The sequence below is a fragment of the Nitratidesulfovibrio sp. genome (assembly GCF_040373385.1).
GTDB lineage: Bacteria > Desulfobacterota > Desulfovibrionia > Desulfovibrionales > Desulfovibrionaceae > Cupidesulfovibrio.
The window spans coordinates 153,907-180,058 of the sequence record NZ_JBDXXH010000009.1 but is presented as its reverse complement, the minus strand read 5'-3'; the positions used below and the strand labels follow the sequence as shown (position 1 = coordinate 180,058).

At 67.6% G+C, this 26,152-nt stretch carries 21 protein-coding genes; 5 read left to right on the top strand and 16 right to left on the bottom strand.

Annotation, left to right across the window (positions count from 1 at the left end; genetic code table 11):
• The first annotated feature begins 273 nt into the window (after positions 1-273).
• From ABWO17_RS14650 to ABWO17_RS14640, 3 genes are all read left to right on the top strand, one after another.
• Positions 274-873, top strand: coding sequence for an IMP cyclohydrolase (locus tag ABWO17_RS14650; protein ID WP_353119796.1), 600 nt, complete (start codon positions 274-276; stop codon positions 871-873).
• A gap of 57 nt (positions 874-930) precedes the next feature.
• Entirely contained in the window at positions 931-3,081 is a 2,151-nt protein-coding gene (gene hflX, locus ABWO17_RS14645; protein ID WP_353119794.1) for a GTPase HflX, read from the top strand.
• Between the two features lie 1,273 nt (positions 3,082-4,354).
• Positions 4,355-6,067, top strand: coding sequence for an FAD-dependent oxidoreductase (locus ABWO17_RS14640; RefSeq protein ID WP_353119792.1), 1,713 nt, complete (start codon positions 4,355-4,357; stop codon positions 6,065-6,067).
• A gap of 142 nt (positions 6,068-6,209) precedes the next feature.
• Here the strand turns inward: ABWO17_RS14640 and ABWO17_RS14635 are convergent, their stop codons facing one another.
• Both ABWO17_RS14635 and ABWO17_RS14630 read right to left on the bottom strand, forming a co-directional pair.
• Positions 6,210-7,109: a DMT family transporter gene (locus ABWO17_RS14635; protein WP_353119791.1), complete on the bottom strand. Its 900-nt coding sequence runs from the start codon at positions 7,107-7,109 to the stop codon at positions 6,210-6,212.
• Between the two features lie 336 nt (positions 7,110-7,445).
• Positions 7,446-8,366: a methylated-DNA--[protein]-cysteine S-methyltransferase gene (locus tag ABWO17_RS14630; RefSeq protein WP_353119789.1), complete on the bottom strand. Its 921-nt coding sequence runs from the start codon at positions 8,364-8,366 to the stop codon at positions 7,446-7,448.
• Between the two features lie 449 nt (positions 8,367-8,815).
• Between ABWO17_RS14630 and ABWO17_RS14625 the strand changes: the two genes are divergently transcribed.
• Positions 8,816-9,055, top strand: a complete 240-nt coding sequence (locus ABWO17_RS14625; RefSeq protein WP_353119787.1) for a hypothetical protein — start codon at positions 8,816-8,818, stop codon at positions 9,053-9,055.
• A gap of 174 nt (positions 9,056-9,229) precedes the next feature.
• Positions 9,230-10,861, top strand: coding sequence for a glycosyltransferase (locus tag ABWO17_RS14620; RefSeq protein WP_353119785.1), 1,632 nt, complete (start codon positions 9,230-9,232; stop codon positions 10,859-10,861).
• Between the two features lie 91 nt (positions 10,862-10,952).
• Here ABWO17_RS14620 and ABWO17_RS14615 read toward each other — a convergent pair whose 3' ends face one another.
• From ABWO17_RS14615 to ABWO17_RS14550, 14 genes are all read right to left on the bottom strand, one after another.
• Positions 10,953-11,828 (bottom strand): ThiF family adenylyltransferase, encoded by an 876-nt coding sequence (locus ABWO17_RS14615; protein WP_353119783.1) that lies wholly within the window; start codon positions 11,826-11,828, stop codon positions 10,953-10,955.
• A 223-nt stretch (positions 11,829-12,051) separates the two neighbouring features.
• Positions 12,052-12,417, bottom strand: a complete 366-nt coding sequence (locus tag ABWO17_RS14610; RefSeq protein ID WP_353119781.1) for a MoaD/ThiS family protein — start codon at positions 12,415-12,417, stop codon at positions 12,052-12,054.
• An 18-nt stretch (positions 12,418-12,435) separates the two neighbouring features.
• Positions 12,436-12,663, bottom strand: coding sequence for a MoaD/ThiS family protein (locus ABWO17_RS14605; RefSeq protein WP_353119779.1), 228 nt, complete (start codon positions 12,661-12,663; stop codon positions 12,436-12,438).
• A 68-nt stretch (positions 12,664-12,731) separates the two neighbouring features.
• Positions 12,732-14,459 (bottom strand): aldehyde ferredoxin oxidoreductase C-terminal domain-containing protein, encoded by a 1,728-nt coding sequence (locus ABWO17_RS14600; RefSeq protein WP_353119777.1) that lies wholly within the window; start codon positions 14,457-14,459, stop codon positions 12,732-12,734.
• A gap of 616 nt (positions 14,460-15,075) precedes the next feature.
• The gene (locus tag ABWO17_RS14595) at positions 15,076-16,113 is read right to left on the bottom strand and encodes an extracellular solute-binding protein (RefSeq protein ID WP_353119826.1); all 1,038 of its coding nucleotides are present in this window, start codon (positions 16,111-16,113) and stop codon (positions 15,076-15,078) included.
• Positions 16,114-16,151: 38 nt separating this feature from the next.
• Positions 16,152-16,925, bottom strand: a complete 774-nt coding sequence (gene potC / locus ABWO17_RS14590) for a spermidine/putrescine ABC transporter permease PotC (protein ID WP_353119775.1) — start codon at positions 16,923-16,925, stop codon at positions 16,152-16,154.
• A gap of 1 nt (position 16,926) precedes the next feature.
• Positions 16,927-17,886: a spermidine/putrescine ABC transporter permease PotB gene (potB, locus tag ABWO17_RS14585; RefSeq protein ID WP_353119773.1), complete on the bottom strand. Its 960-nt coding sequence runs from the start codon at positions 17,884-17,886 to the stop codon at positions 16,927-16,929.
• Entirely contained in the window at positions 17,873-19,072 is a 1,200-nt protein-coding gene (potA, locus tag ABWO17_RS14580; RefSeq protein ID WP_353119771.1) for a spermidine/putrescine ABC transporter ATP-binding protein PotA, read from the bottom strand. The genes potB and potA overlap by 14 nt, the downstream gene beginning before the upstream one ends.
• 799 nt (positions 19,073-19,871) lie before the next feature.
• Positions 19,872-20,753: a polysaccharide deacetylase family protein gene (locus ABWO17_RS14575; protein ID WP_353119824.1), complete on the bottom strand. Its 882-nt coding sequence runs from the start codon at positions 20,751-20,753 to the stop codon at positions 19,872-19,874.
• 168 nt (positions 20,754-20,921) lie between these two features.
• Positions 20,922-21,854, bottom strand: a complete 933-nt coding sequence (aroE, locus tag ABWO17_RS14570) for a shikimate dehydrogenase (protein ID WP_353119769.1) — start codon at positions 21,852-21,854, stop codon at positions 20,922-20,924.
• A gap of 286 nt (positions 21,855-22,140) precedes the next feature.
• Positions 22,141-23,022 carry an ATP phosphoribosyltransferase gene (hisG, locus tag ABWO17_RS14565; RefSeq protein WP_353119767.1) on the bottom strand — a complete coding sequence of 294 codons (882 nt, stop codon included), beginning with the start codon at positions 23,020-23,022 and terminating at the stop codon, positions 22,141-22,143.
• Positions 23,022-23,423, bottom strand: a complete 402-nt coding sequence (gene hisI, locus ABWO17_RS14560) for a phosphoribosyl-AMP cyclohydrolase (protein WP_353119765.1) — start codon at positions 23,421-23,423, stop codon at positions 23,022-23,024. The genes hisG and hisI overlap by 1 nt, the downstream gene beginning before the upstream one ends.
• Before the next feature lie 212 nt (positions 23,424-23,635).
• Complete coding sequence (gene tsaA / locus ABWO17_RS14555) at positions 23,636-24,778, bottom strand: tRNA (N6-threonylcarbamoyladenosine(37)-N6)-methyltransferase TrmO (RefSeq protein WP_353119764.1); 1,143 nt, start codon at positions 24,776-24,778, stop codon at positions 23,636-23,638.
• 244 nt (positions 24,779-25,022) lie between these two features.
• The gene (locus tag ABWO17_RS14550; RefSeq protein ID WP_353119762.1) at positions 25,023-26,132 is read right to left on the bottom strand and encodes a thiamine-phosphate kinase; all 1,110 of its coding nucleotides are present in this window, start codon (positions 26,130-26,132) and stop codon (positions 25,023-25,025) included.
• Between the last annotated feature and the right edge of the window lie 20 nt (positions 26,133-26,152).

Sequence of the window (26,152 nt, the reverse complement as noted above, 5' to 3'; positions counted from 1 at the left end):
GCCCCGCCGGTTCCCAGCACATCCGCGCAAACCACGCGGCGCACGGAAGAACTCCGTGCGCCGCGTTTTCATTCCTGCGCCGGGCAACCGCAATGCGCATTGCGGTTGCCTCCCCGTGCCATGTCCTCCCGTCCCCTCCGTTACCCCCCCTCCCGCGATCCCACGGTTCCGGCAGCCCGCAACGTGGCGCACGCGCCTCACGCCCTTGCGCTGGCGGGCTTCTTCTGGCACTGGCAAGTGAACGTTTACGAGATTCCGCGACAAGGAGAACGCATGGAGTTCCTGCCCATCAAACGGGCGCTCATGAGCGCCACGGACAAGAGCGGCCTGGCCGAATTCGCGGCCTTTCTGGCGGGCAACGGCGTGGAACTCGTCTCCACCGGCGGCACGCGCCGCATGCTCGATGAGGCGGGGCTGAAGGTCACCCCCGTCAGCCGCGTGACCGGCTTTCCCGAAATTCTCGGGGGCCGGGTAAAGACGCTGCACCCGCACATCCACGGCGGCGTGCTGGCGGACAAGGATAATCCGGAACATGTGGCCACGCTGCGTGAACTGGGCATTGCCCCGTTCGACCTGATCTGCGTCAACCTGTACGACTTCGCCACCGCCGCGGCCAAGGGGCTGGACCTCAAGCAGGCCGTGGAGGAAATCGACATCGGCGGCCCGTGCATGCTGCGCGCCGCGGCCAAGAACTACCACTCCATCCTCGTGTTGCCGTCGCCCGCGTACTACGGGCGGGCCATGGAGGAGATGCGCGGCAACTCCATGCGCGTGGGTCTGGAATTCCGGCGCGAGATGTCGGTGCTCACCTTTGCCGCCACGGCGGCCTACGACCGCATGATCGCCGACTATCTGGCCGCAGCGGCAAGATAGGGCCGAGGACTCCGTTTCGACTGCCGACCGGGCGTCCGCAAGGGCGCCCGGTTTTGCATGACGCCCCCACATCCCATACCGGGGCCGCCAGTCCGCACCAGTCCGCACAACTCGGGGCCAGTGCAGCAGTCGGGCAGTCGGGCCGATACGGCGCGCCTCCCGGCGGGAAGCGCCCGTTACCTCCCTGCCCCGCTTCCCCGCGCCGCCTCTTCCGCGTATGATGTTCTTTCGCGCCGGTCAGCCGACCGCGCGCACCACATTGCATTCCGCCAGCGCAGGAGCACTCCCATCGCCAAGGTTCTCGGCAACACCCAGGGGCTCAAGCCCAGCCACGTCAAGGCCCTGACCCGCCTGTACCAGCGCCGCTTCCCGTCCGTGGGGGGCTACTCGCACGAACAGGCCCGCGAACTGGCCGCCTTGTCCCGCAGCGTGGGGCGGCAGGTGGCCGTGCTCATAGACCGGCAGGGCCGCGTGGCCATGGTGCTGGTGGGCGACACCGGCGCCATCACCATTCCGGAACTGCCCCGCGCCCGCACCGGCTCTGGCCGCCTGCGCGGTCTGCGCCTGCTGCACACCCACCTCGGGGCAGACCTGCTTTCGCAGGAAGACCTGATGGACCTGCTGTTCCTGCGGCTGGACGGCTTCGGCGTGCTGACCGTGAACGAATGGGGCGAACCGCTGACCTTCCAGCAGGCCCATCTGCTCCCGCAGGCAGAAGACGGCAAGGCCTACCGGGTACACCCGGCCCAACCCTGGGACCGCGTGGATACCGACGTGGTGGCCCAGGTGGAGGCGCTGGAAGCGGAAATGGCCCGTGCCGTCAGCGACGCGCGCGCGGTGGCCCCCGCCCGGGCGCGCGGCACCACGGCTATCGCCGCCGGGGCCGTGCCGCAGGGGCGCAGCCATGCCGAGCACATCGCCCATACCACCGCCCTGGCGTCCGAGGCCGAAGGCCCCGCTGCCGTGCTGGTCAGCGTGTCCACGGCCCCCCGCCCCCTGCAGGAACTGAATCTGGCCGAGCTGACCGAACTGGCCCGCACCGCCGGGGTGCGCTGCGCGGGCACCCTGATCCAGCGCGTACCCTCGCTGAACCCAAAGTTCATCCTGGGCAAGGGCAAGCTGGCGGAACTGGAGGTGCTGGCCCTGCAAGGCAACGCCACCATGATCATCTTCGACGGCGAACTTTCACCGGCCCAACTGCGCAACCTGGCAGACGTCACCGAGCGCAAGGTGCTGGACCGCACCCAGCTGATCCTGGACATCTTTGCCCAGCACGCCACCACCCGCGCGGGCAAGTTGCAGGTGGAAATGGCCCAGCTAAAGTACACCCAGCCCCGCCTTGTGGGAAAAAACCGCGCCATGGACCGCCTGATGGGCGGCATAGGCGGGCGCGGCCCCGGCGAAACCAAACTGGAAACCGACCGCCGCCGCATCCGCGACCGCATCGGGCGCATCAAGGACGAGTTGGAAACCCTGCGCCGCCAGCGCGCCTATGCCCGCGCCCGGCGCGCCAAGCAGCGGGTGCCGCTGGCCTCGCTGGTGGGCTACACCAACGCGGGCAAGTCCACCCTGCTCAACGCCCTGACCAACAGCACCGTGCTGGCCGAAAACAAGCTGTTCGCCACGCTGGACCCCACCACCCGCCGCCTGCGCTTTCCGCACGAGCGCGAACTGATTCTGGCCGACACCGTGGGCTTCATCCGCAACCTGCCCAAGGAACTGCTGGAAGCCTTCCGGGCCACGCTGGAGGAACTGGAAGCGGCGGACCTGCTGATCCACGTGGCCGACGCGGGCCACCCCGAACTGGACCGCCAGTTGGGCGCGGTGGACACCATCCTTACCGACATGGAACTGCACGAGGTACCGCGCCTGCTGGTACTGAACAAGTGGGACACCCTGGACGACGCAACGCGCGAAACCCTGCGCGCCGTGCACCCGGACGCCATCACCCTGTCCGCCGCCACGCGGCAGGGGCTGGACGAGCTGGTGGCGTCCATCGCCGCACGCATCGACTGGGAACGCGACCTGCGCCCCTGCGGCAAGCGCGCGGGCAAGGGCGCTGGCGAGGACGGGAATGCCGATGCCGAGGGGGACGACAGCCAGTGCCCGCCCGACAACGATGCCCCCGATCACGAAAATGCGCCCGACCACGAGGACGCCACCGCCGGATACGAATGGCCGGAGATGGAGTCGGACCGGCTGAACTGACGGGCGGCGCGCCGCGTGGCCGCCGCCCCGTCCCACCCCACACGTGCGCGGCGGGGCTCCCCACGGTGGCTCGCGCCGCATGCGGCACGGCCCTGCATCGTGCGGGCGCACAATTCCATGTGACGGGGCACTACCACCACACGGTACCCAACACCCCGCGCTCATTGCACATGTTTTTTGCAAAAAAATATCCTTTTCTTGCAGCGCATTACAAACACAGCACGACAGCACTGCAACATGAACGCATGCGCATATCCAACTCCACCAATGGATGCACCATGTTGCGTAACGAGAAGCTGCGTCACGCCCATGTTGCAACATTGCCGCCGCAACGCCACACCCCCTTTACAGCCGACACGCCGGGGGCTAGGGTTTAATCACCGGCGAAAGACATCGTCCTAGCCAGTGGGACGGTATCCCGCCGGAGTATGCAGCGGCGCCGAGGGCGTCGCGAGGTCCGCAACAGGTGCACAGAGCGCTCGCAGTCTGCGACGACCGCAGACGGAGCCCGGCCGAGCCACGGCACGACGCACGGAACGCGGCTAAGGTGAGCAAGCGGAGAACGCCATCGGAGGACTGTTCTGGCAGAGATTTACCCCCATAACGGCAAAGCGAGTTGCCCCCAATGAATAGGGACACGGAAGATAATCCCTAACAGGCGTGCAGCAGAGATCCCGGCGCAGAGCGCGGAATCTCCCGGATATCCGGAGCGGCACGCCTTTCCTTTTGCCGTTTTCCGGCCACCGCACCCGCCAACCGCTGTTGTTCACCGCCCCTCATGCCTTTTCCCCCCCCCGATTCCCTGCCGTTTCACCAACTCCCCACGGGCAATGCGGCCCCCCGCCGCCCCAGACCTTGCAATATCGCCCGCCGCCGCCCTGCCGCACTTTTCTTTGCCGTCCGGGTGCAGTAAGCACACGCAGACCTTGCCACGCGACGCGAAAGCGCCTAAATCATACCCAGACGGTAGGCAATAACCCCACTCACGTGGGGTATTTCGTGCCGCCGTTCCGACTTTGCGAAGTCACCCTGGCTGCATGGCGTCACCGGAAATGGTCGATTCCTCGCAGCCATCTTGACGACCGCCCGCGCCTGGGGCAGTGCACCCCCTTGCGGGCCCGGACTCTTCCGGACGTTCCGTACCGCGTCGCCGCCGCTGCCGCCTGCTTCGGCCAGCCCCGGCGCACCCGCGCAAGCCCGAACAGACGCGCGACCCCATGCCGCGCGCCGCACCCCGCGCCGTCATCCGCGCGCAGCCCACGGAGGTTTCAGCATGTCCAAGCACGTCGTCGTCATCGGGGCCGTTGCCCTTGGCCCCAAGGCCGCCTGCCGGTTCAAGCGCCTCGAACCCGACGCCAGGGTCACCATGATCGACCAGTCGCCGCGCATTTCCTACGGCGGTTGCGGCATTCCCTATTTCGTCTCGGGCGAGGTCAACAACATCGACGCGCTGCAAGCCACCCCCTACAACGTGGTGCGCGACCCCGACTTCTTCCGCATCAACAAGGGCGTGGACGTGCTGACCGAAACCCGCGCCGTGTCCATCGACCGCGCGGCCAAGACCGTGCAGGTGGAACACCTGCGCACGGGCGAGCAGCAGACCCTTTCCTATGACAAGCTGGTGCTGGCGCTGGGCAGCCGGGCCAACAGGCCGCCCGTTGAAGGGCTGGACCTTGGGGGGGTTACCGCCGCCACCAACCTGGAAGAAGCCGAACTGATCCGCAATGCCATGGCCGCGGGCACGGTGAGCAACGCGGTGATCGTGGGCGGCGGGTTCATCGGCCTTGAAATGGCCGTGGCCCTTGCCGACATGTGGGGCATCGGCGTCACCGTGGTGGAACTGGCCGACCGGCTCATGCCGGGCTTTCTGTCCTCCACCCTCACCCGCATGGTGCGCCACGACCTGGAAAAGAACGGCGTCACCGTGCTGACGGGCGAAAAGGTGGTGCGGCTGGAAGGTGAGGACGGCACCGTGGCCCGCGTGGTGACCGACAAGCGCACCATAGATGCGGAACTGGTGATCATGGCCGCCGGGGTGTCGCCCAATACGGCCATCGCCAAGGCGGCGGGGCTGGATACCGACCCGCGCGGCGCGCTCATCGTCAACGACCGCATGCAGACCAGCGATCCGGACATCTATTCCGGCGGCGACTGCGTGACCATCCCCAACCTGGTCACCGGCAAGCCCGGCTTCTTCCCGCTGGGGTCCATGGCCAACCGCCAGGGCCGCGTGGTGGGCACCAACCTGGCTGGCGGCAACGCTACCTTCCCCGGCGCGGTGGGCAGCTGGGTGGTCAAGCTGTTCGAAATCTCGGCCTGCGGCGCGGGCCTGACCATCGAAACCGCCCTGCGCGAAGGCTATGACGCCATCAACGTGCACGTGGAGCAGTTCGACCGCGCGCACTTCTTCCCCGAAAAAACCATCATGTCGCTGGAACTGGTGGTGGAAAAGGCCACCCGCCGGGTGCTGGGCATCCAGGGCGTATCCACCCTGGGCGACGCGCTGACCGCGCGCATCAATGCCGTGGCCACCATGCTGGCCGACAAGCCGACCATCGAGGACATCAGCAACGCCGAAATCGTGTACTCGCCGCCGTTCGCCTCGGCCATGGACATCCTGAACGTGGTGGGCAACGTGGCCGAAAACATTCTGGAAGGCCGCGCCAGGGTCATCGACCCCGAAGAGTTCGAACGGCTGTGGAACGAGCGCGACACCAACGACACGGTGTGTTTCATCGACACCCGCCTTTCGGGCAATGCCGTGCCGTTCATGGAAAAGTACCCCGACCACTGGAAAAACATCCCCGAAGAACAGATCCACGACCGCCTGGGCGAAGTGCCCACCGACCGCACCGTGGTGCTGGTGTGCAACACCGGCCTGCGCGCCTACGACGCCCAGCTCATGCTGGCCAAGGAAGGCATGACCAATACGGTCAGCGTGCAGGGCGGCATGGTGGCCATGAACAAGATCGGGGCGGATATCTAGCGCGCAGGATACGGGGCACCCAAGACTCGCACCAGCCTCCGCATCCATTCCGCAAAACAATACGGCGGGCAGGAAACACGATTCCTGCCCGCCGTCATTTTTTCATGCAGGGGGAAATCCCACGAGGGACCTCCTGCTTTTCCTATCCCGGTACTCGCCCCCGGAACAACTGGCGCAGGTCCAGCAGCAGCACAAGGCCCACCACGATGCACGCGGCCCCGGCAGCCATGGCCGGGGTGATGCGCTCGCCAAGGAACAACGCGCCCCAGCCCATGCCGAACACGGGTATGAGCAGGGTGACGGCAAGCGCGCGGGCCGGGCCGGCATCCTCCACCAGCCGGAAGTACAGCAGATAGGCCACGGCCCCGCAGACCAGGGCCAGGGTGACGATGCACGCCAGCACCAGCGGGGTGAGCAGAGCGGGATTGTGCAGGGCGGGCGCGGGCCACAGGGGCAGCGCGGGCAGCAGGGTCAACGCCGCGCCCAGTTGGCTGCCCGCCGCCACCGCACCGGGGCGGATGCCCGCGCCGTGCAGCTTGATGTACGTGGCGGCCAGTCCGTAGCACAGTGGCGCGGCCAGCCCGGCCCCCACAGCCAGCAGCATTTGCGGGGTTGGCTGCACCGGCCCCACCCCCACCATTACGGCCACCCCGGTGATGCCCAGCGCCAGCCCGGCCACGCGGGCCGGGGTGACGCGCTCGCACAGCCACACCGCCGCGCAGATCACCCCGAACAACGGCGCCGTGGCATTGAGCACGGCGGAATACGCCGCCGGAATGTGCAACGCGGCATAGGCGAACAGGGCAAAGGGCACGCCGGAATTCACCGTGCCCACGATGACGAAAAAGCGCCAGTTGGCGCGCAGCCCCATATCCATGCCCACGGCGCGGAACCAGGCGAACAGGGTCAGGCCCGCCAGCAGCACGCGCAGTTCGGCGGTCAGCAGCGGCCCCAGCGCCGGGGCCACCAGCCGCATGAACAGGAACGATGAGCCCCAGATGGCGGCCAGCAGCAACAGGCGAAGCAGATCGACGGGACGCATGGTTCCTCCCGATGAAAGATATGTGCCCCCATCCCCGATCGAGCGAACGAACGCGGCGGAGGGGCTGCACTCCGGCGCGCACTGCGCCTGCCGGAGCTGCCGGAAATGGCGATATTGGGCAATGTCCGGGGGCTGAGTGGGGCGGGCGTGCGCCTTCCACGTCGTCGTCGCCGGGCCTTGCCTGCGCATGCGGCGGGCAGGCCGATGACGCTGCCGTTTCCATCCCGTACCGCCCCAGTCCGCCTCGTGGCCTGCCTCATGTTCAACCGATGGATAGCGAACAACGGAGACGGGGCACACCAGGCCGAGGGACGGCAGGAGGACGGGGCACCACCCTCACCCGATGGGCATTCGGGCGGCTTCGCGGCGCAGCAGTTCGGCTTTTCGATCCAACCCCCAGCGGTAGCCGGTGAGCGCGCCGTCGCGGCCCAGCACGCGGTGGCAAGGCACCACCACGGCCACGGGGTTGCGGGCGCAGGCGGCAGCCACGGCGCGTACGGCACTGGGCCTGCCGATGCGGGCGGCAAGCTGGGCGTAGGCCAGGGTGTCGCCGGGGGGCAGTTCGCGCAGGGCACTCCACACCGCGTGCTGAAAAGCGGTACCCCGCACGTCCAGCGGCAGCGCGGGATGCGCGCCGCCGTGCTCGACAAAGGCGACCACCGCGCCCAGCCACTGCCGCACCGCATCGCTGGGGGTGTGCAGTTCGGCGCGGGGGAAACGGCGTTGCAGGCCGGAAAGCAGGGCCTCTCGATCATCGCCGATGTCGATGGCGCACACGCCATCCGGCGTGGCGGCCATGACCAGCCAGCCCAGCGACGTGTGCGCGGCGGCCACGGCCAATTGCTGACCGGGTGCGCCCTTGCGGTAGCGGGCCGGGGTCATGCCCAGCATGCCGTGGGCATCCTCGTAGACCCGGCTCGGCGAGCCGAACCCGGCCTCGTAGATGGCCTCGGCCACGGGCACGCCACGCTCCAGCGCGCCACGCAGGCGCTGTTCGCGGCAGGCCTGCTGGTAGGCGCGCGGCGATACCCCCACCAACCGGGTAAACACCCGCTGGAAATGGCTGGGGCTCAGGCCCGCCGCCGCAGCCAGCTCCGCCAGGGGGACTGGCTCGGCACGCTCGCGCAGGGTGGCGCAAGCGGCCCGGACCAAGGCCAGACGCGGGTCGTCGGGCCGGCGGGCCTCGCCAGACACAGCTGACGCGCCAGGCGCAGCGGTCACCGCATCAGCGGCGGTATGGCAGGTAGTCGTGTCCATGACGGCAACATAGTTCCGCCGCGTGCGCTTTTCCATCCGAATCTTGCGCTGTCCCCCACCGGGCGTGATAATTTTCGCACCTCCTTGCCTCGCCCTGCGCCCTGCCCGCAGCCCGCGCCACGCCTTGCCTGCTCCTGCATGACCACACGCACTACCGTGCGCCCCCCGGAATGAACCCTCCGCCGCGTGGACGGAACCGTCTGATATGCGTATGCAGGGACATGGAGAACTGCCGTGCGTGCTGCTGGGAGCGCGTTCGGCAACGCTCCGGGGGCGCTTCAGAAGATCGCTTCTGGGGGGAGGACGCCTTCCGCGAGACTCTGTTGGTATTGCCGTTGGCGGGCGCAACCTGCGTCCCGGCATGACCGTTCCGGACTGGGCCCCACCCGTTCGCCCGGTCCACCGGAACGCCGCCATGGGGACTGCCGCACGGCGGCCCAGGAGGTACCATGGAAGACGAGGCTGGATACCTGGCAATGCTGGAACGGCAGATGGACGAGGCCATGGCGCGTCTGGCCGACACCTGCCGCGACGAACCGGGCTGTGCCGCCCCGGAAGGCCACGGCGCGAAGCACGCCGCCCGCACCGCCTGCGAGCAGGCCGAAGAAGCCGCCCGCTCCACCTACGAGCAGGAATGGGCCAAGGTGTGGGGCGTGGTACGCCAACGCAAACACAAGGGAGGGCGCTGACCGCAAACCGTTACGACGAGGCACACCGAGTTCACGACGAGGCACGCCGGGATTGTCCCGGCTGTTCCCCATGTTCGCGTTCACGGTGCCCCTACACGCTCCTCCGCACTCCGTCGGCATGGCACCTGCCGCAGCATGGTTTCGCACACCCGCAACTCCACGCCACGAGCCGCCATGCACTACCAGTACCTCGCCCCCGGCCTTCAGACGGAACTGGAAGCCCTAACCATTGACGACGTCATCGACCACCTGCGCAATCACCTGGGCAATTTTCTGCTCGATGCGCCGGTTTGCGTCAGCTACCTGAACCGGCTGGCAGCCGAACCCGGCGGCCTGAGCACGTCCCGCCAGATGGACTGGCTGCGCTGGCTGGTGCGCACCTTTGCCCGGTTGCGGCCCTTTGACGAGCAGGCCGTGACACTGGCCGCCCGCGTGAACGGCACGCCGGAAGACACCCCGCTGCATCGGGCCCTGGCCAAGGTGCGCACCCCCGAAGCCCTGCACCATCGGGTGGAGCAGACCGCCAATCAACCGCCGGAAGAAGCGCGCGACATGCTGTTGCGCCTGTTCCGCGAAATGCCGTTTTCCGTGGACATGGCCGAACGGCTGCTGCATCTGGACCTGCAACTGGCGCTCATGCCCGGTGACGGCTGGTACGAGGGGCTGCGCTGCCCGCCCCTGCTGCGCGGCCTGCTGGAGCGGGAGCGCTTTCGGGCGTGCATGCTGCACGGCAACGACGCCACGGCGCTGGAACTGCGAAACCACACGCATGCCGTCGGCGCGGACGACCCCGGCTGGCTGAACTGCGCGGCGGAACTGGCCGTACGCACCGGCGACCGGGCGGCGGGCATGAATTTCTACAGCACGTCCCTGCGGCTGGACCCCACGCAGATTCCCGTAGCCTTGCGCCTGCGAGAACTGGAGCAACCGTTCGTCACCCCGCCGGACGCCCTGGGCTCAGCCGTCGGCCCCGTGGCCGTCTTTCTGTACTCCTGGAACAAGCGCGACCTGCTGGAACAGACCCTGCGCTCACTGGCGGCGTCGGACACGGGCGGGGCATCCATCACCCTGCTGCTGAACGGCTGCACCGACGGCTCTGCGGAAATGGCGGCAGCGCTGAACGCCAGCCTGTTCGGCGGGCGCATGAAGATCATCGAGTTGCCCGTCAACGTGGGGGCTCCGGCGGCGCGCAACTGGCTGCTGCACACCCCGCGCGGGCGCGAGGCGGCCTTCGTGGCCTTTCTGGATGACGACGTGGAGGTGCCCGCCAACTGGCTGTCCACCCTGGTTTCCGTACTGCGCGCCAACCCGCGAGCAGGGGTGGTCGGTGCCAAGGCGATCTTTCCCGGCGCGCCGCGCCGGTTGCAGTACCTGTACCGCACCGTGTCCGTGGCACAGCCGGGGCTTTTGCGCATCAGCCTGGGCGCGCCCAACTTCAATTACGACGGCGGGTTCTACGACTACGTCCGGTCCACGGCCAATGTCATGGGCTGCTGCCACGTGTTCACCCGCGCCGCGCTGGATGCAGTGCGCGACTTCGACATCCGCTTCTCGCCCTCGCAGATGGACGACATTGCCCACGATATGGACCTGTGTCTGCACGGCTTCGAGGTGATGTACTGCGGCCTTGTCTCCTGCGTACACCACCAGATGTCGGGAGTGGGCATCGGCAACGTGCATGTCGGCCGCATGGGCAACGTGCTGGGCAACGACGTGAAGTTCTACTACCGCTTTGCCAACCGGCTGGACGAACTGCGGGGGCTTACCGCGCGCCACACGGTGCCCGATACCCCGCCGGTGGCGTAGCGGTTTTGCCCGCCCCCTGCCGACACGGCCCGGCCAGACAACGCCACTGCCCGTGGGCCCAGGCATGCGGACAGTGTATTTCCACGTCCGGCTACCCCCGCAGCGACAGCCGGTCGAGGCTGACCGTCGACAGGTCCACCACGGCCAGCCGGCCATGGGGACCGCCCAGTCGCGGGGGCTGGCCCAGCGCCAGCCGCACCGCCTCGGACAGCACCAGACCTGCCGCCACCAACAAGGCCGGGGGCTGGCAGCCCAGCACGTCTTCCGCCGGGGTTGCCGCCGACTGCCCGTGCGGAAAGAACATTCCGGCCAGCCCGCGTTCGCCGGGCAAGGCCGTGGCCACCATGGCCGTCCACCCGGCCACGCTGGCGGCGATCAGCGGCACACCTGCTGCGGCGGCCCCGGCCTCGGCAGCAGGACGAAACGCCACGCCCCCCAGCGCGTCGATGGCCACGTCCGCGCCCGCATAGAACCGCGCAAAGTCCGCCCCTTCCAGCCTGCCCCGGTGCACGTCCAGTTCCACGGCGGGGTTCACCTGTGCCACGCGGCGGGCGGCAGCGTCCGCCTTGGACACGCCGAGTTCCGCTTCCGTGGCCAGCAACTGGCGGTTCAGGTTGGTGGGCTCGAACACATCGTTGTCCGCCACCCGAATATGCCCGACGCCCATCCGGGCCAACCCATCCAGAATGTGCCCGCCAAGGCCGCCCAGCCCCACCAGGGCCACGCGGGTGCCCAGCAGCCGGGCCTGTCCCGCGCAATCCAGCGTGGTGAAGTTGCGCAAGTAGCGTTCCGGAACCAGCCCCTGCTCCAGCGCCGCGATTTCGACATGGCGCAGGCCTGCGCCTGACTGCCGGGCGATGGCCGCCGCCGCGCCATGCGCAAGCATCCGCACCGGCGTGCCGTCGGACAGGGCGCCGGGCACGGCGGCCCGCTCCAGCGCTTGGCGCAGCATGTCGGAAGAACCCATGGAGATATCCTTAAGAAATAAGGTGGCCTTGGGACGGGCATGCGCCGCGTCCGGCATGTGCTGGGATTCCGGCCATGCCTTCAGGGACATGTAAACAAAAAGCCCCGCCACCGTAAGGTGCGGGGCTGATGGACGGTTGGTGCGGCCCGGCTTCTGCCGACGGCAACCCCCAGAGCCGCTGCGCGGCGGATGCCGCCACGGGCCGGATGCCCCTCCGGACATCCTACATCTTGCGAAAACCCAGCAGCACCCGGTACGGCCCAGGAACGCCGGGCGGCGCCAGCGCCACTCTGTCTCCGCCGGACATCACGGCAAGATCCGGGCTGACCGCCTTGCCGTTGACGAAGACCACCTCCACCTGCTCCGAGGCGATGTCGAGCTGACGCAACAGTTCCGGCCCCGTGGTGCCCGGATGGACGCGCACCGGCAAAGGTACGGACCAGCCGCGCTGGCGGAACAGCTCCGCAAGCCCCATGAAGGCCCGCAGTTCTATGGTGTCCTGCGCGGCGTCTTCCCCGTTCTCCCCGTCCGTCCCGTCTCCCGCGTGGTTTCGTCCGATCGCCTCGCGACCGTTCGCATTGTCCGGCATGGTTCCTCCGCCCTGTGCCTACCCGCCTCCCACGGCCGGGAACAGTCCCAGCCGGTCGTCTTCGGCAAGGACCTTGTCCATGGGGGCATGCAGGCCGTTGACGAAGATCACCGCCACGTCTTCCGGCGCGATGCCCAGGGCCAGCACCACGTCGAGCACGGTTCCGCCCTCGCGCAGGGAAAAATCCTCCCCGCCCGTTGGCTGGAAGCGTTGCAGCGTGGCGTAGCATTTCACGGTGATATGCATGGTTGGTCCGCTTTCCCGTCATGCCGCGTGGCCGCCCCCCCAAGGGGCGACCACGCGGCTGCGTGTCGCTAGAAGGCCAGCACGCTGTCGATTTCCTCGTCCGTGAAGTCCCACACGGTGTTGTGCGGGGGGCACGGCTCTTCGAAGAACTCGGGCAGCCGGTCGTGCGCGCTGGTGAACCCGGCGCGGCGGTTGAAGTCCAGTTCGGCCTTCAGGATGGCCGTGCCGAGGGCGGTCACGTCGTCGCCGGTCAGGGACAGATCGTAGCGCGCATTGATCATGTCGACCAGCGCGTTGAACCCGTCGGGAATGTCCAGGATGGCGAAGGCGATGAACAGGCACATGCCGGTGGAGTCCACGGCGGCGGTGGCGATTTGCAGGTTGCGCGAAAGCTCCACCTGCCCGTCCTTGCCCAGCGGGTCGACAAAGCCGCCCACGCGCAGGATGTTGGTGGCCACGGCGTACCCGGCGGTGTGGTCCGCGCCCATGGGCGTGGTGGCGTACGTCAGGCCCACGCCCTTCACCGCGCGCGGATCGTAGGCGGGGATGGCCTGGTTCTTCACCACCGGCACCCGGGTAAGCCCGTACATCTGGCCCACGGCTGCGGCGCCGCTCCCCAGAATGCGGCCAAGCGGGGTGCCCTGGCGAATTTCCTTGATCAAATCCAGCGCGGCCTTGGCATCGCCCCACGGGATGACCCCCGCGTCCATGGCCACGGCCACGGCCACCGAGGTTTCGATGGAGTCGATGCCCACCTCGTCGTACTCGCGGTCAGCGTAGGCGATGGTGTCCAGATCGTCAATGGCGGCGTCCGCCCCCAGCGCCCAGATGGTTTCATACTCGAAACCGCTGGTGATGTACTTGCCCTGCTTGTCCACGTAGTGCTGCGAACAGCGGATGACGCACCCGGCATGGCAGCCGTGGGTGGTCTTGCCTCCGCGTTCCTCGATGGTGGCGGCCATGGTTTCGCCGCCGATGTTGTTGGCCCACTCGTTGCGGCCCCGGCGGAAGTTTTCCGTGGGCAGGCCGCCCGCTTCGTTCAGGATGTTCACCAGCACGTTGGTGCCGTACTTGGGCAAGCCCTGACCGGTGACGGGGTGGGTGGTCAGGGCATTGGCGAAGCGTTTGGCCGCGCTCTTGAATTCCTCGGGCCTGGCGATGGGGACGGCGGTTGCGCCCGCATCGTCGATGACCACCGCCTTGATCCCTTTGGACCCCATGACGGCCCCCAGCCCGCCGCGCCCGGCGCTGCGGATGTTGCCTTCCGGATCGGCGAAAGAAATGTTGGCGGCGGTCAGGCGCATCTCGCCCGCCGGGCCGATGAGCGCAACGCCCACCTTGGGGCCGTACTTGTCCTGCAACACCTTGATGGCGTCATAGTTGCCCGCGCCCATGATTTCGGCGGGGGCCTCGTCAAAGGTCACGCCGTCCTTGTCCACCTTGACCACGACGTATTTGCCGTCCGTGGGCAGGCCTTCGAACACCAGGGCCTTGATGTCCAGACGGGCCATCTTCTGCGAAAAGCTGCCGCCGCTGTTGCTTTCCTTGATGCCGCCGGTGAGGGGGCTTTTGGCCCCGCAGGAAATGCGACCGGAGTTGACCGCGCTGGTGCCGGTGAGAAAACCGGGGGCGAAGACCAGCTTGTTGTACTTGCCAAGGGGATGGCAGGTGGGCTTCACCTCGTCCGCGATGAACATGGATGTCAGGCCGCGCCCCGCAAGCCCGGCATACTTTTCGGGACACGCCCCGATCTCCGCCGTCTTCGAACCCATGTCAATGCGTATGAATTTCGCCATGTCAGCCTCCGTTGCTGTGTAAGGACAGGCGCGCGCCGCAAACCGGCAACGCCACCACGCCATGCGCCTTGCCTGCGCGCGAACGCACACGGCCGCATGGCCGACAACACCACATCTGCAACACCAGAACGGGACGCGCGGACGAAAGGCTGTCGCCCGCGCGGCGCCCCGTTGCGTACAGGCGTGACGCAACACCTGCCTTCACTCTGACTATTTACAGCATCCATGCGTGTCAATTTATGCCTTTCATGACATAGAATGCATTTCCGTCGCATTCCGGAATGCATGATTATGCCATGAAAGACACAACAACACTTCCTGCATGCTCAACACGCCGCGTACATGACGACTACACACAGCATCTGGCAATATTTCTGCCTCACCCGACTCCGCTGGCACCGCAACGCCGCACCCTGTCGTTCGCCGTGGTTCGTATGGCTCCGTATCGGTAAGAAAAGCCCGCAACCCGCCAGCAGCAAGGCCCAGGCGTTCCTGCCACTGTCTGGAGGCATGACCGGTGATCGTCCCCGCCCCCGCGCACCCGGCACAAAAAAAATCCCGCCCCTCGCCGAACAGGCGGCGAGGGGCGGGAAACGACCGGATGCAGAAAACCGGGCTAGCTGCCCGTCTTCAGCATCTCCCAATACTTTTCGTAGATCTCCAGCGCGTTGCCCACGCTGTTGGTGAACTCGGCGTTCTTCAGGTCCGCGTCACTCGGCGAGGTGATGCGGCTCTTGGCCAGTTCGGGCGCAAGGATCTTCTGCGTGGCCACGTTGGGGGTGGAATAGTTGTATTCCTCCACGCATTCCTTGGCCACTTCGGGCCGCAGCAGAAAGTCGATGAACTTGTGGGCGTTGTCCTTGTGCTTGGCGCCCACGGGAATGGCCAGGCTGTCCACCCAAAGGGGCACGCCTTCCTTGGGGTAGACGTACACCAGGTTCTTGTTCTCGCTGGCGGCGATGTAGGCATCGCCGTTCCAGATCAGCCCGGCGGCCACTTCCTCACTGATGAAGGCCTGCTTGCTGGCGGTCACGTCGAACACGCGCACGGCGGGCAGCAGCTTCTTCAGCCAGTCGTAGGCGGCCTTGATTTCGGCTTCCTTGGTGGAGTTCACCGAGTAGCCCAGCGCCTTCAGGGCCACGCCCAGAGAATCGCGCTGGTCGTCGGACAGGATGACCTTGCCCGCGAATTCGGGACGGTTCAGGTCGTTCCAACTGGTGATGGAGGCCGGGTCCACCACCTTCTTGTTCACCATCAGCCCCGACGAGCCCCACATGTAGGGCACGGAATATTCGTTGCCCGGGTCGAACGGCTGGTCCAGCACCTTGGGCGAAAGGTTCTTGAAATTCTTCAGCCTGGTCTTGTCGATCTTGGCCAGCAGACCATCGTCGCGCATCATGGAGATGAAGTAGGTGGACGGCACGATCACGTCGTAGCCCACGCCCTTCAGCAGCTTGATCTTGGCGTACATGGCCTCGTTGGATTCGTAGGTGGTGTACACCACCTTGATGCCCGTCTCCTTGGTGAACCGGTCAAGCACCGACTGGGGCACGTATTCCGACCAGTTGTAGACGTGCAGCACCTTTTCTTCCGCCGCCACGGCGGGGCCCGCGAACAGCGTCGCCGCCAGCACCGCCAGGGCAAGGCCCACCATCACCAGCGCGGCGCGGGCCGCGTGCAGCTTCGTGCGCATCATTTCCTCCTCGTCCTGGTAAGGGTTTGTGCCAGCAGCACCAGCACTATGGTTACCGTGAACATTACCGCCGACAGGGCGTTGATGTCCGGCTTCACGCCAAGGCGTACCATGGAATAGACGCGCAGGGGCAGCACCTCGAAGGTGGGGCCGGTGACGAAAAAGCTCACCAGCACGTCGTCCATGGACAGGGTGAACGACAGCAGCCACCCCGCCGCCACGGCGGGCGCGGCCAAGGGCAGCAGCACATGGCGGAAGGCCCGCCACTCCGACGCGCCAAGGTCGCGCGCGGCCTCGATGAGCTGTTCGTCGAACTCGGCCAGGCGCGCCAGCACCGTCACGGTGACGAAGGGCAGCGCCAGGGTGACATGGGCGACCAGCAGCGTCCAGAAGCCCAGCTGCACCCCCATGGCGATGAAGAAGATGAGCAGCGAGATGCCCATGACGATGTCCGGCGACACGGTCAGCACGTAGATGCAGCCATGCAGCACCTTGCGCCCCGGAAAACGGTAGCGCCGGATGCAGATGGCCGCCAGCGTGCCCAGCACCGTGGCGATGGTGGCGGCCAGGGTGGCCACGGACAGCGAGTTGAGCGCGGCGTCCACCAGCGGGCCGTTGGCGGCCAGGGCGGAATACCACTTCAGGGTGAAGCCCTTCCATTCCGTGGTGTAGCGCGCATCGTTGAAGGAATAGACGATGACCACCAGGATGGGCACGTACAGGAAGGCATAGACCAGCCAGACCAGGCAGGTACGCAGGGTGCGCAGCTTCATCCTACGCCCTCCCCCGCGCACCGTGCGCCATGCCGTCGCCACCGGCTTCGCCCTCTCCGTGCATACCGTCGGGCGTACGGCCCGCAGTGGCAGCCCCGGTGTCCGCGCCCTTGCGCTCGCGCAGGGCGACCCGGCGGTTGCTGAGCCAGTAGCCGATGATCATCAGCACCAGCAGCGCGGTCATGATGGTGCTGGCGGCGGCGCCCAGCGGCCAGTCGCGCGCCACCAGGAACTGGTTCTTGATGAAGTTGCCGATGAGCATGCTCTTGGCCCCGCCCAGGATTTCCGGAATGTAGAAACACCCCAGCGAGGGCAGGAACACCAGCATGCACCCGGCCACGATGCCCGGCAGGGTCAGCGGCAGGGTAACGTGCCAGAAGGCGCGCAGGCTGCTGGCCCCCAGGTCCTTGGCCGCGTCCAGCAGCCGCTTGTCCAGCTTTTCGATGGATGCGTACAGCGGCAGGATCATGAACGGCAGCAACGTGTAGGTAAGCCCCGTGAACACGGCGAAATCGCCGTACATGAACGACACCGGCTCGTTGACCAGCCCCAGCGCCAGCAGCACGTCGGAGGCGAGGCCCTGCGACTTCAGGATGATGATCAGCGCATAGGTGCGGATGAGCGAATTGGTCCAGAACGGAATGACCACCAGCAGCAGCAGCCATGGCCGCAGCCCGCGCCGGGCCGTGGCCACGGCGTAGGCGAACGGATAGCCGATCAGCAGGCACACCAGGGTGCTGGCGGCGGCCAGCCACAGCGATTCGCCCAGTATCCTGATGAACACCGGGTCGGCAAGGCGGGCGTAGTTGTCCCACGTGAACACCAGGCTCACGAAGTCCGATTCGCCCCGCTCCAGAAAGGTGACCAGCAACAGGCCGAGGTTGGGCAACAGGGCGAACAGCCCCAGCCACAACCAGACAACGGCGATGCTGGCAGTGCGGAAGGGTCTACGCTGCGTCATCGGGCAGCAGTACCTCCCATCCGTCCACCCAGCTTACGGCAACGCGCTCGCCGGGGTTGTAGTTGATGTCCTCGTCGTCCTCGTTGAAGAACTCCGCCGCCATCAGGCGCTGCCCGTCGTCCAGGGTGATGACAAGGTCCACCGTGGCACCCTTGTACACCGATTCCTCGATGCGGCCCCACAGGTGCGGCCAGTCGGGGGTTTCCTCAACCGCAATGCGGTCGATGCGCAAGTCCTCCGGCCGCAACAGCACCTGCACCGCATCGCCGGGGGCCAGCCTGCGGGGCGAGCGCACCGGAAACACCGTGCCGCCCACGGTGGCGTCGTACAGGTGTTCGCCGGGCTTCAGGTCCGGCGGCAGGGCGCCGTGCTCCGGCGTGCCCGGCGCGGGCGGGGCCAGCGGGGTGCCCGGCGCGGCGGACCAGTCCAGCCGCACGGCGTCGATGCGGCCCGGCAGCGCGTTGATGTCGCCCACGAAGCGCGCCACGTACATGTTGGCGGGTTCCTCGTAGATTTCCTTGGGCGCGCCGATCTGCTCTATGCGGCCCTCATTCATCACCACCACCCGGTCGGACATGGCGAAGGCCTCTTCCTGATCGTGGGTGACGAACACGAAGGTGATGCCGAGCTGCCGCTGCAAGTGCTTGATTTCCAGTTGCATCTGTTTGCGCAGCTTGAAGTCCAGCGCGCTGAACGGCTCGTCCAGCAGGAGCACCAGCGGGTTGTTGATGACCGCGCGGGCAATGGCCACGCGCTGCTGCTGCCCGCCGGAAAGCTGGCGCGGCTTGCGGTCGGCGAAGTTTTCCAGATGCACCATGCGCAGGGCATCCAGCACGCGGCGGGCCGTTTCGTCCGCCGCCACGCCCTGCATCTTCAGCCCGAAGGCCACGTTGTCGCGCACGGTCATGTGCGGAAACAGCGCGTAGTTCTGGAATACGGTGTTCACCTGGCGCTGTTCCGGGGGCACGCGGTTGACCACCTGGCCGTTGATGCGCACCTCGCCCGCCGTGGGCTGCTCGAAGCCCGAGAGCAGGCGCAGGATGGTGGTCTTGCCGCAGCCCGACGGCCCCAGCAGGGTCAGGAACTCGCCGTTGCGGATGGTGAGGTCTATGGAATCGAGCGCCACGGTGTCTTCGAACGTCTTGGTGACGCCGCGCAACTCGATGATGTGATCCTGTTCTGCCATCGTCGCCTCTTGGTATGCTCTCTGTCGGGGGCTGCCCCCGGAATCCTGCGAACCATGAAACAGGGAGATCGGGAGACCGGGTGCGCTGCATGGCGGCAGCGACTGGCACCGTCCACATGCAGGGCCGCATTTGGGTCCGGATGCCAGTCCGGCTGTTAGTCCGGACTGCCGGGCCATGTCGCGGCCCATGCCGCACAGTCTGTGATGCGTGATTCCGGAAAATGCGTCCCCATGCCTTCCGGCGCTGCGGGCCGGGTGCCGCATGCAGCCACCGCCCCCGCCACATGCCACCACAGGGTGTGCACGGGGACGCGGCGCGGGCAGTGCGGGTGCGCCGGGGCGCATCGCACCGGAAACCGGCACGGCAAGGCTTCGGGGAATGGATGGGGACGAATCGCTACGCCACGGGATGCAGGGCGCGCCGGCTACCGATGCGCAGGGGCCGAGGGGCCGGCATCGCCGGCCACGGGCGTTCGGGCGTTTCCGGAGCGGCGAAGCCCCAGATTGCGCACCCGGTGCACTGGCCGGGATGAAAGGATGACCTGCGAGCAGCGTATCATGCGTTCGTCTTCCCTCATGGGGGGGGCATGAAGTGGCGTCATGAAATGGCGTCGGCAAGTGACGCCATGCGCCGGGTCGGGGACTGGCCGCGCGCCCTAGGCGGGCGCGGGCTGGAAGGCTGTCGTTCGGGCCTTGTGTGCCATGCGTGGGGCGGGGTGACAAGCAAAAAAACACCCCTGCGCGCACCCTGCCCCACAAGAGAACGCGCAGTTGCGAAATCGGCCACCCACCATCCCCGTCACTGCCCCCCCGCAGACCCCGCTGCATCGGGCACCGCATCCGACAGGCGCACGAAGCGCACCCCGCGCCGCAGCAGTTCCGGCAGGGCCGCGCGCAGCCCCGCGCCGCTACCCGCTTTCGGCTTGTTCATGTGCAGCAGCAGGATGTCGCCGTTGCGGGCGGCCAGCAGGTTGCGGGCAACGGCAGGCGCGGGCAGCGTGGCCCCGGCGTCCGCCGCCACGGAGCATCCGGCAACGGTCTGGCCAAGGTCCGCCGCAATGCGCACGGCCACCTCGTCGCAGAACAGGGTGGCGGCCCGGTAGAAACGCGGGCGCCCCCCCGTAAGAACGGCCAGGCGCCGGGCGTTGGATTCCACCTCGTCCACGAATTCAGCCACGGACCGGGTGCCCCGGATACCGTAGGCGATGCACCCGGCCACCGAGGCGGGGCGGTGCCGCGCGCCATGATTGGCGATCTCGAACAGCGGGTCGGCGGCAAGATCTGCGGCTTCGGCGGGGTGGGCGGCAAGCCACGGCCCGGCCAGAAACAGGGTTGCGGGCACGCGCAGTTCGCGCAGCAGGGCAATGATGGACCCATCATACCCGCCGCCGCAGGCGTCGAATGTCAGGGCCACGGTGACCGGCCCGGTTTTGGGAGCGCCGGAGGTGCCAGATGTGCCGGATGTGCCGGATGTGCCGGATGTGCCGGAGGTGCCAGACACGGGCAGGCGGGTGAGCGTGCCAGGCAGGGCAGGCCCCCACCGGGAGGGCTGCTGACCGCCGTACCGGGCCGCAAGGCGCGCCGTCAGTTCCGGCAGGGACAGCGCGGCAAGCGCCGGTTCCGCCGCGCTGCCGATTCCCGCAGCATCTGCGCTTGGCGCGCACAGCAGGAACAGCAGCACGATCAACAGAACGGGCAGGCACCGCGCGCGGCAGTCTGCTCGGCCATGGCCGGGCAACGCTGCACAGAACGGCAAAGGACACCAAGAAGCGATGCGCGCGGGCAGGGGCATTCGGCCCGCCACGGTCCACGGCGCGATGCGCCCCGGCACGCCAGCGGCGGTCACGGGCTACCCTTTGCCCACACCGGGCAATGCGCACTGACCACAGACGCGGCCCACGGCCACGTCGCCCAGTCCCAGCGCCACGGCAACCAGGGTGCGCGCGCCTTCGGCGGGCAGTTCCAGCCCGGTCCACAGGCGGAACTGTTCGCGGCCCTGCTCCACGAACATGGCCAGGCCGTCCTGCATATCCCAGCCCGCTTCGGCGGCCTCGGACAGAAAGCGGGTGCGCAATGGATTGTAGACAAGGTCGTAGGCCAGACCGCGCCGTCCCGCCCCGACAGCCGCAAAACCCTGCGCGGGGAAGGCGGTGTCGCCCTGCCGCTCGCCGGACATGCCCATGGGGGTAGTATTGATCACCAGATCCGCGCCCCAGGCGGCGCGGGCATCCCAGTCCACCACTTCCACGCCGAATTCGGCGGCCAGCGGGGCAGCCTTTTCCGCGTTGCGCCCGGTAACGGCCACCGTGCCCACCACGCCTTCACCAGCGGGGCCAAGCTCGCGCAGACCGGCCAGCACGGCGCGGGCCGCGCCGCCGTTGCCCAGCACCAGTGCCTTTTCGCACCGCCACCCTGTTGCCGCGCGCTGGCGCAGGGGGGCCAGAAAACCGGTAACGTCGGTGTTTCCGCCCAGCAACTGGCCGTCGTGCCAGTACAGGGTGTTCACCGCGCCCACGGCGCGGGCGCGTTCGCTGATGCCGTCCAGCAGGGGCAGCACGGTTTGCTTGTGGGGAATGGTGACGCTGGCCCCGCGTATGGGCAGGGTGCGCACGGCGGTGATGAAGTCGCCCACGCGGCCCGGCTCCAGCGGCCAGGCCATGTACACGGCGGGGATGTCCAGCAGGCCGAAGCCCCAGTTGTGCAGCAGGGGGCTCATGGTATGGCCGAGGGGATGGCCGATGATGCCGTAGAGTTCGCGGGGCAGGAACGGATGTGCGGGCATGGGACGGCCTCCGGCGGACGGCCCCTTTCACACAGGGGCAAATGTCCAGAACCACTGCGAGGCCCCTGCCTTTTATATCCAGACTGACCGCCGCAGTGGCAGTTTTTAGGGGGGAGCCTCAGCCGTTATGCGAGTCTTCGAGCATTACGGATGAGGACAGCAAAGCGGGGTCCGGGGAGGGAGACCCTTTTCGCTCTGCGGTCGCCATCCGTAAGACTCGCGCGATGCGCTCGTCTAACGGCTGCCGCAAAAGGTCCCCTCCCCGATATTTCTCTTTTCTGTTGGGTTAAATAACCTTGTTCAGCGAATACTCGATGATGCCTTCGGCACCGGCGGAGCGCAGGCGCGGGATGAGGTCGCGCACAAGGTCGTTTTCCACCACGATTTCCACCGCGTACCAGGTGCTGTCGCGCAGCCCGGCCACGGTGGGCGAATTGAGGCTGGGCAGTTGGTCGAGCACGGCATCCAGGTTGTGGGCGGGCACGTTCATCTTCAGGCCCACCAGCGAATCGGCGCGCAGCGCGCCTTGCAGCAACAGGTCGATCTGCTCGATCTTGGCGCGCTTCCACGGGTCGGCCCAGGCGGCCTTGCCCGCGATGAGCACGGTGTTGGTCAGCAGCACTTCGGCGATGATGCGCAGGCCGTGGGCCTTGATGGTGGTGCCGGTTTCGGTGACCTCGACGATGGCGTCGGCCAGGCCTTCGACCACCTTGGCCTCTGTGGCGCCCCAGGAATACTGCACCTTGACGGGGATGCCCGCGTCCTCGAAGTAGCGGCGGGTAACGCCCAGCAGTTCGGTGGCGATGGTGCACCCGGCGAGGTCTTCCGGCCGCACGTAGGGCGAATCACCGGCCACGGCCAGCACCCAGCGGGCCGGGCGGTTGCTGACCTTGGAGTAGATGAGGTCAGACACGGTGACCACGTCGGCCCCGGTTTCCAGCAGCCAGTCCTTGCCGGTCAGCCCCACGTCGAGCACGCCGTCTTCGAGGTAGCGGGGAATTTCCTGCACCCGGCAAAGGCGCGCGGTCAGTTCCGGGTCGTTGATTTCCGGAAAGTAGTTGCGGTGATGCTTGCGAATCTTCCACCCGGAGCGGGCGAACAGGTTCACGGTGGCTTCTTCGAGCGAGCCCTTGGGAATGCCGATCTTCAGCATGTTGGCGCCGGACATTATTTGTAGACCTCCTTGGGGTCGAACACGCGGGGCGAGCAGATGACGGGTTCTCCGGCCGTAAGCTCTCGGTAGAAACAGCTACGGTACCCTTCATGGCAGGCCGCGCCGCCCTTCTGTTCCACGAGCAGCAACACGGTGTCGCTGTCGCAGTCCAGGCGCACGGCCTTGATATGCTGGGTATGGCCCGACGTACCGCCCTTGTGCCACAACCGGCCACGGCTGCGGCTGAAGTAATGCGCCTCGCCGGTGGCGAGGGTGGCGTCCCATGCTTCTTCGTTCATCCAGGCCATCATCAGCACTTCGCCGGTGGCGGCGCACTGGGCGATGGCGGGCACGAGACCATTCATCTTCGCGAAATCGGGGCGGAAGCCTTGTGCGGCGTCGGAAGCCTGAGCCATGTGCGATGTCCTCGCGCGGGGGAATCCCCAGGGGGGTTGCGGGGTAAGGCCCCAAAAAGGTTGCAAAGGCGCGGCCTGCGCGGTGGCAGACGACGGCGGACACCGCGTTTGCCCCATGCATGGCCGCAAGGTGGCGAATCTAGCCGTTCCGTGTGACGGATGCAAGGCGGCGAAGCGGGTGAAGGCCCCGCAAGGGGTGTCGCAGGCCTCTCTCAGCCCCGTACCTTGGCGTGGGCCGACAGCACCGCCAACTGCACCCCGGCCAGATGCTCCAGTTCCTCGGCCAGGGCCAGGGCGCGGGCGGCGGACGCCCCGATGCAGCACAGGCCGTGGCGTTCCATCCACACCGCGTCGCGGCTGGCGGCTGCCGACGCCACGGCATCGGCCAGTTCCTGCGTGCCGGGGGCGTGGGCAGGCGCGAAGCCCAGTTGCCCGCGCAGCAGCTCCGATTCGTAGATGGGCAGATGCAGCATGTCGTCAGGCGGAACCAGCGTACCAAGCGCCAGCAACTGCGGCGGGTGGGTATGCACCACGGCCATGGCGTCGGGCCGGGCGCGGTAGATGGCCAGATGCATGGCCCCTTCGGACGAGGGCTTGCCCCCGGCCAGCACCGCCCCGGTGGCGATGTCCACCAGCGCGAGGTCGCCGGGGCCAAGGTCGCCTTTGGCTGCGCCGGAGCAGGTCAGCAGGCAGGCCGAGCCGATGCGCAGGCTGGCGTTGCCGTTGAACCCGGAATACAGGCCGCGCTGCCAGCCACGCAGGCAGATGCGCCGCAATTCGTCGGCGTGGCCGTCGGGGATGCCCTCTCCCCACGGTGAAGGGGCGGAACCGGAGACTGCGTGTACGGAAACACTGCTGTTTGCACTACCATTCATAGTACGATTCGTCGCACGATCCGTATTACCGATCTCTCCGCCCGCACTTTCGGGCGCCGCATCCGGCTGTCGCTGCCGGTACGAGGTCTTGATGTCGATGACCGGCGTGCCGTCCAGCGCCTCCAGCGGGGCCACGCGCAGGCGCATGGAACCGTCCCCGCCGGGCATCAACTCCAGCAGACGCACCTCGTGCAGGCCCACCGGGTTGGGCCGGGCGGGCGAACGGGTGTTGAACACGCCCCGTTTGGGGCGGCGCGTGTCACCGCGCGGGTGCACGGACAACACGTCGCGATCGGCGCGGTGCAGCCAGGTGAGCAGGGTCAGGGACAGGCCCGGCTTCAGGGTGTCCAGACCGGGCACGTAGGGTGCGGCAATCTTCACCCACGCCTCGGGCGCGCCTTCGTCGCCCTGCTTGGGGCACTGCGAAAGATCGGTAAGCGACGACACGATGACGCCGATGGGCCGCAGGGTGGTGTCCATACGTTCCGCTCCTTGATTGCCCGCCTGTTGCGACAGTAACACCATAAAATGTATAAACACTCCAGCAACACAACCCCAATGGGGTTCCAAGGGGCACAGCCGCTTTACGATCGCCATCCGCGCGCTGCGGTCCCTATCCGTAAGGTTCGCTTCGCTCACCAACGGCTAGGGCAATGCTCGAAACCTCGCATAACGGCTGCCGTCCTTGGCCGCCGGAGGCGTCCCAAAAAACTCGCCCCGGCTCTTACCCCGAAAAATGGTCGAACCCGACGGACGCGGGCAAATCGCCGTTGACCAGCACCACGCCATCGGCGCTGACCTGCCCCAGCGGGATCAATCCGGGCACGGCGGCGCGCACCGCGTCGAACATGGCCGGGCGGCAGCAGCCCAGCAGGGCGTAGTCCTCGCCGCCGGTGAAGGCCATGTCCACGGGGTCCAGGTCGTTGGCCAGAGCGTAGGCGCGCACCTCATCGGGCAGGGTTTCCGGGTCCATGGCCAGTTCCGCGCCAAGGCCGCTGCCCCGGTCCGCGCCGATGAGCCGGGGCAGGTCGCGCGCGAGGCCGTCGGACACGTCCATGAGCGCGATGCGCGCATCGCCGGTACCGCAGATGGCCGCCAGTGCCAGCCCCGCCGCCACCTGCGGACGCGGGCGCAAATGGGCGCGGCAGGCCTCGGGGTACAGGCGCGCGGCCTCGGGCCCCATGCTTTCCAGCGCCAGCAGCCCCACGCGGGCCAGCCCCACGCGCCCCACAAGAAACAGGTGATCGCCCGGCTGGCAACCGCCCCGGCGCAGAAAGGGCGACGATCCCCCGGTGGCGGGGTGCGACTGACCTCCGGTGGACTCGCTGCCGCCAGCGGCAACAGTCGCCCCGCTCTCCCCACCCTCCGGCCCGCCGCCCGCCATGATGCCCGCATGGGCCGAACGCGGCGCGGGGCCGCCCCACACGGTGAGGCACAGGGACAGGGCATCGCCCCGAGTCAGGTCGCCGCCGGACAGGGCCATGTCGTGCTCACGGGCCAGCGCGGCCATGGCGGCCAGCATTTCGTCGCAGAACTCGCGCGAAAGGTCGGCGGGCGCGGCGAGCGCCAGACTGAAACCCAACGGGCGCGCGCCGCAGGCGGCAAGGTCGCTGATGTTCACGGCCAGGGCCTTGTGGCCGATGTCGCCGGGACGGAAGTAGCTGGTGCGGAAGTGGCTGTGCTCGTTGAACAGGTCGGTGCTCACGGCCATGCGCGGCGGGCAGGCGATGACGGCACAGTCGTCGCCGCGCCCCACACACAGGTGGGAGTGGGCATTGGTGAAGTGGCGGTCGATGGCGGCGAGGAAATCGTCCTCTGAGGCAAGCCGGGTCATGCGAAGGCTCCTGCGGATGT

Excerpts from the sequence above, each read along its gene's own strand:
- potB (WP_353119773.1), bottom strand. The coding sequence starts at position 17,886 with ATGACGCAGCGTAGACCCTTCCGCACTGCCAGCATCGCCGTTGTCTGG.
- ABWO17_RS14615 (WP_353119783.1), bottom strand. The coding sequence starts at position 11,828 with ATGGGTTCTTCCGACATGCTGCGCCAAGCGCTGGAGCGGGCCGCCGTG.
- ABWO17_RS14635 (WP_353119791.1), bottom strand. The coding sequence starts at position 7,109 with ATGCGTCCCGTCGATCTGCTTCGCCTGTTGCTGCTGGCCGCCATCTGG.
- ABWO17_RS14650 (WP_353119796.1), top strand. The coding sequence starts at position 274 with ATGGAGTTCCTGCCCATCAAACGGGCGCTCATGAGCGCCACGGACAAG.
- hflX (WP_353119794.1), top strand. The coding sequence starts at position 931 with ATGACGCCCCCACATCCCATACCGGGGCCGCCAGTCCGCACCAGTCCG.
- hisI (WP_353119765.1), bottom strand. The coding sequence starts at position 23,423 with ATGGCTCAGGCTTCCGACGCCGCACAAGGCTTCCGCCCCGATTTCGCG.
- ABWO17_RS14625 (WP_353119787.1), top strand. The coding sequence starts at position 8,816 with ATGGAAGACGAGGCTGGATACCTGGCAATGCTGGAACGGCAGATGGAC.
- potC (WP_353119775.1), bottom strand. The coding sequence starts at position 16,925 with ATGAAGCTGCGCACCCTGCGTACCTGCCTGGTCTGGCTGGTCTATGCC.
- potA (WP_353119771.1), bottom strand. The coding sequence starts at position 19,072 with ATGGCAGAACAGGATCACATCATCGAGTTGCGCGGCGTCACCAAGACG.
- ABWO17_RS14630 (WP_353119789.1), bottom strand. The coding sequence starts at position 8,366 with ATGGACACGACTACCTGCCATACCGCCGCTGATGCGGTGACCGCTGCG.
- ABWO17_RS14620 (WP_353119785.1), top strand. The coding sequence starts at position 9,230 with ATGCACTACCAGTACCTCGCCCCCGGCCTTCAGACGGAACTGGAAGCC.
- ABWO17_RS14550 (WP_353119762.1), bottom strand. The coding sequence starts at position 26,132 with ATGACCCGGCTTGCCTCAGAGGACGATTTCCTCGCCGCCATCGACCGC.
- ABWO17_RS14640 (WP_353119792.1), top strand. The coding sequence starts at position 4,355 with ATGTCCAAGCACGTCGTCGTCATCGGGGCCGTTGCCCTTGGCCCCAAG.
- hisG (WP_353119767.1), bottom strand. The coding sequence starts at position 23,022 with ATGTCCGGCGCCAACATGCTGAAGATCGGCATTCCCAAGGGCTCGCTC.
- ABWO17_RS14595 (WP_353119826.1), bottom strand. The coding sequence starts at position 16,113 with ATGGTGGGCCTTGCCCTGGCGGTGCTGGCGGCGACGCTGTTCGCGGGC.
- ABWO17_RS14600 (WP_353119777.1), bottom strand. The coding sequence starts at position 14,459 with ATGGCGAAATTCATACGCATTGACATGGGTTCGAAGACGGCGGAGATC.
- aroE (WP_353119769.1), bottom strand. The coding sequence starts at position 21,854 with ATGCCCGCACATCCGTTCCTGCCCCGCGAACTCTACGGCATCATCGGC.
- ABWO17_RS14605 (WP_353119779.1), bottom strand. The coding sequence starts at position 12,663 with ATGCATATCACCGTGAAATGCTACGCCACGCTGCAACGCTTCCAGCCA.
- tsaA (WP_353119764.1), bottom strand. The coding sequence starts at position 24,778 with ATGGACACCACCCTGCGGCCCATCGGCGTCATCGTGTCGTCGCTTACC.
- ABWO17_RS14610 (WP_353119781.1), bottom strand. The coding sequence starts at position 12,417 with ATGCCGGACAATGCGAACGGTCGCGAGGCGATCGGACGAAACCACGCG.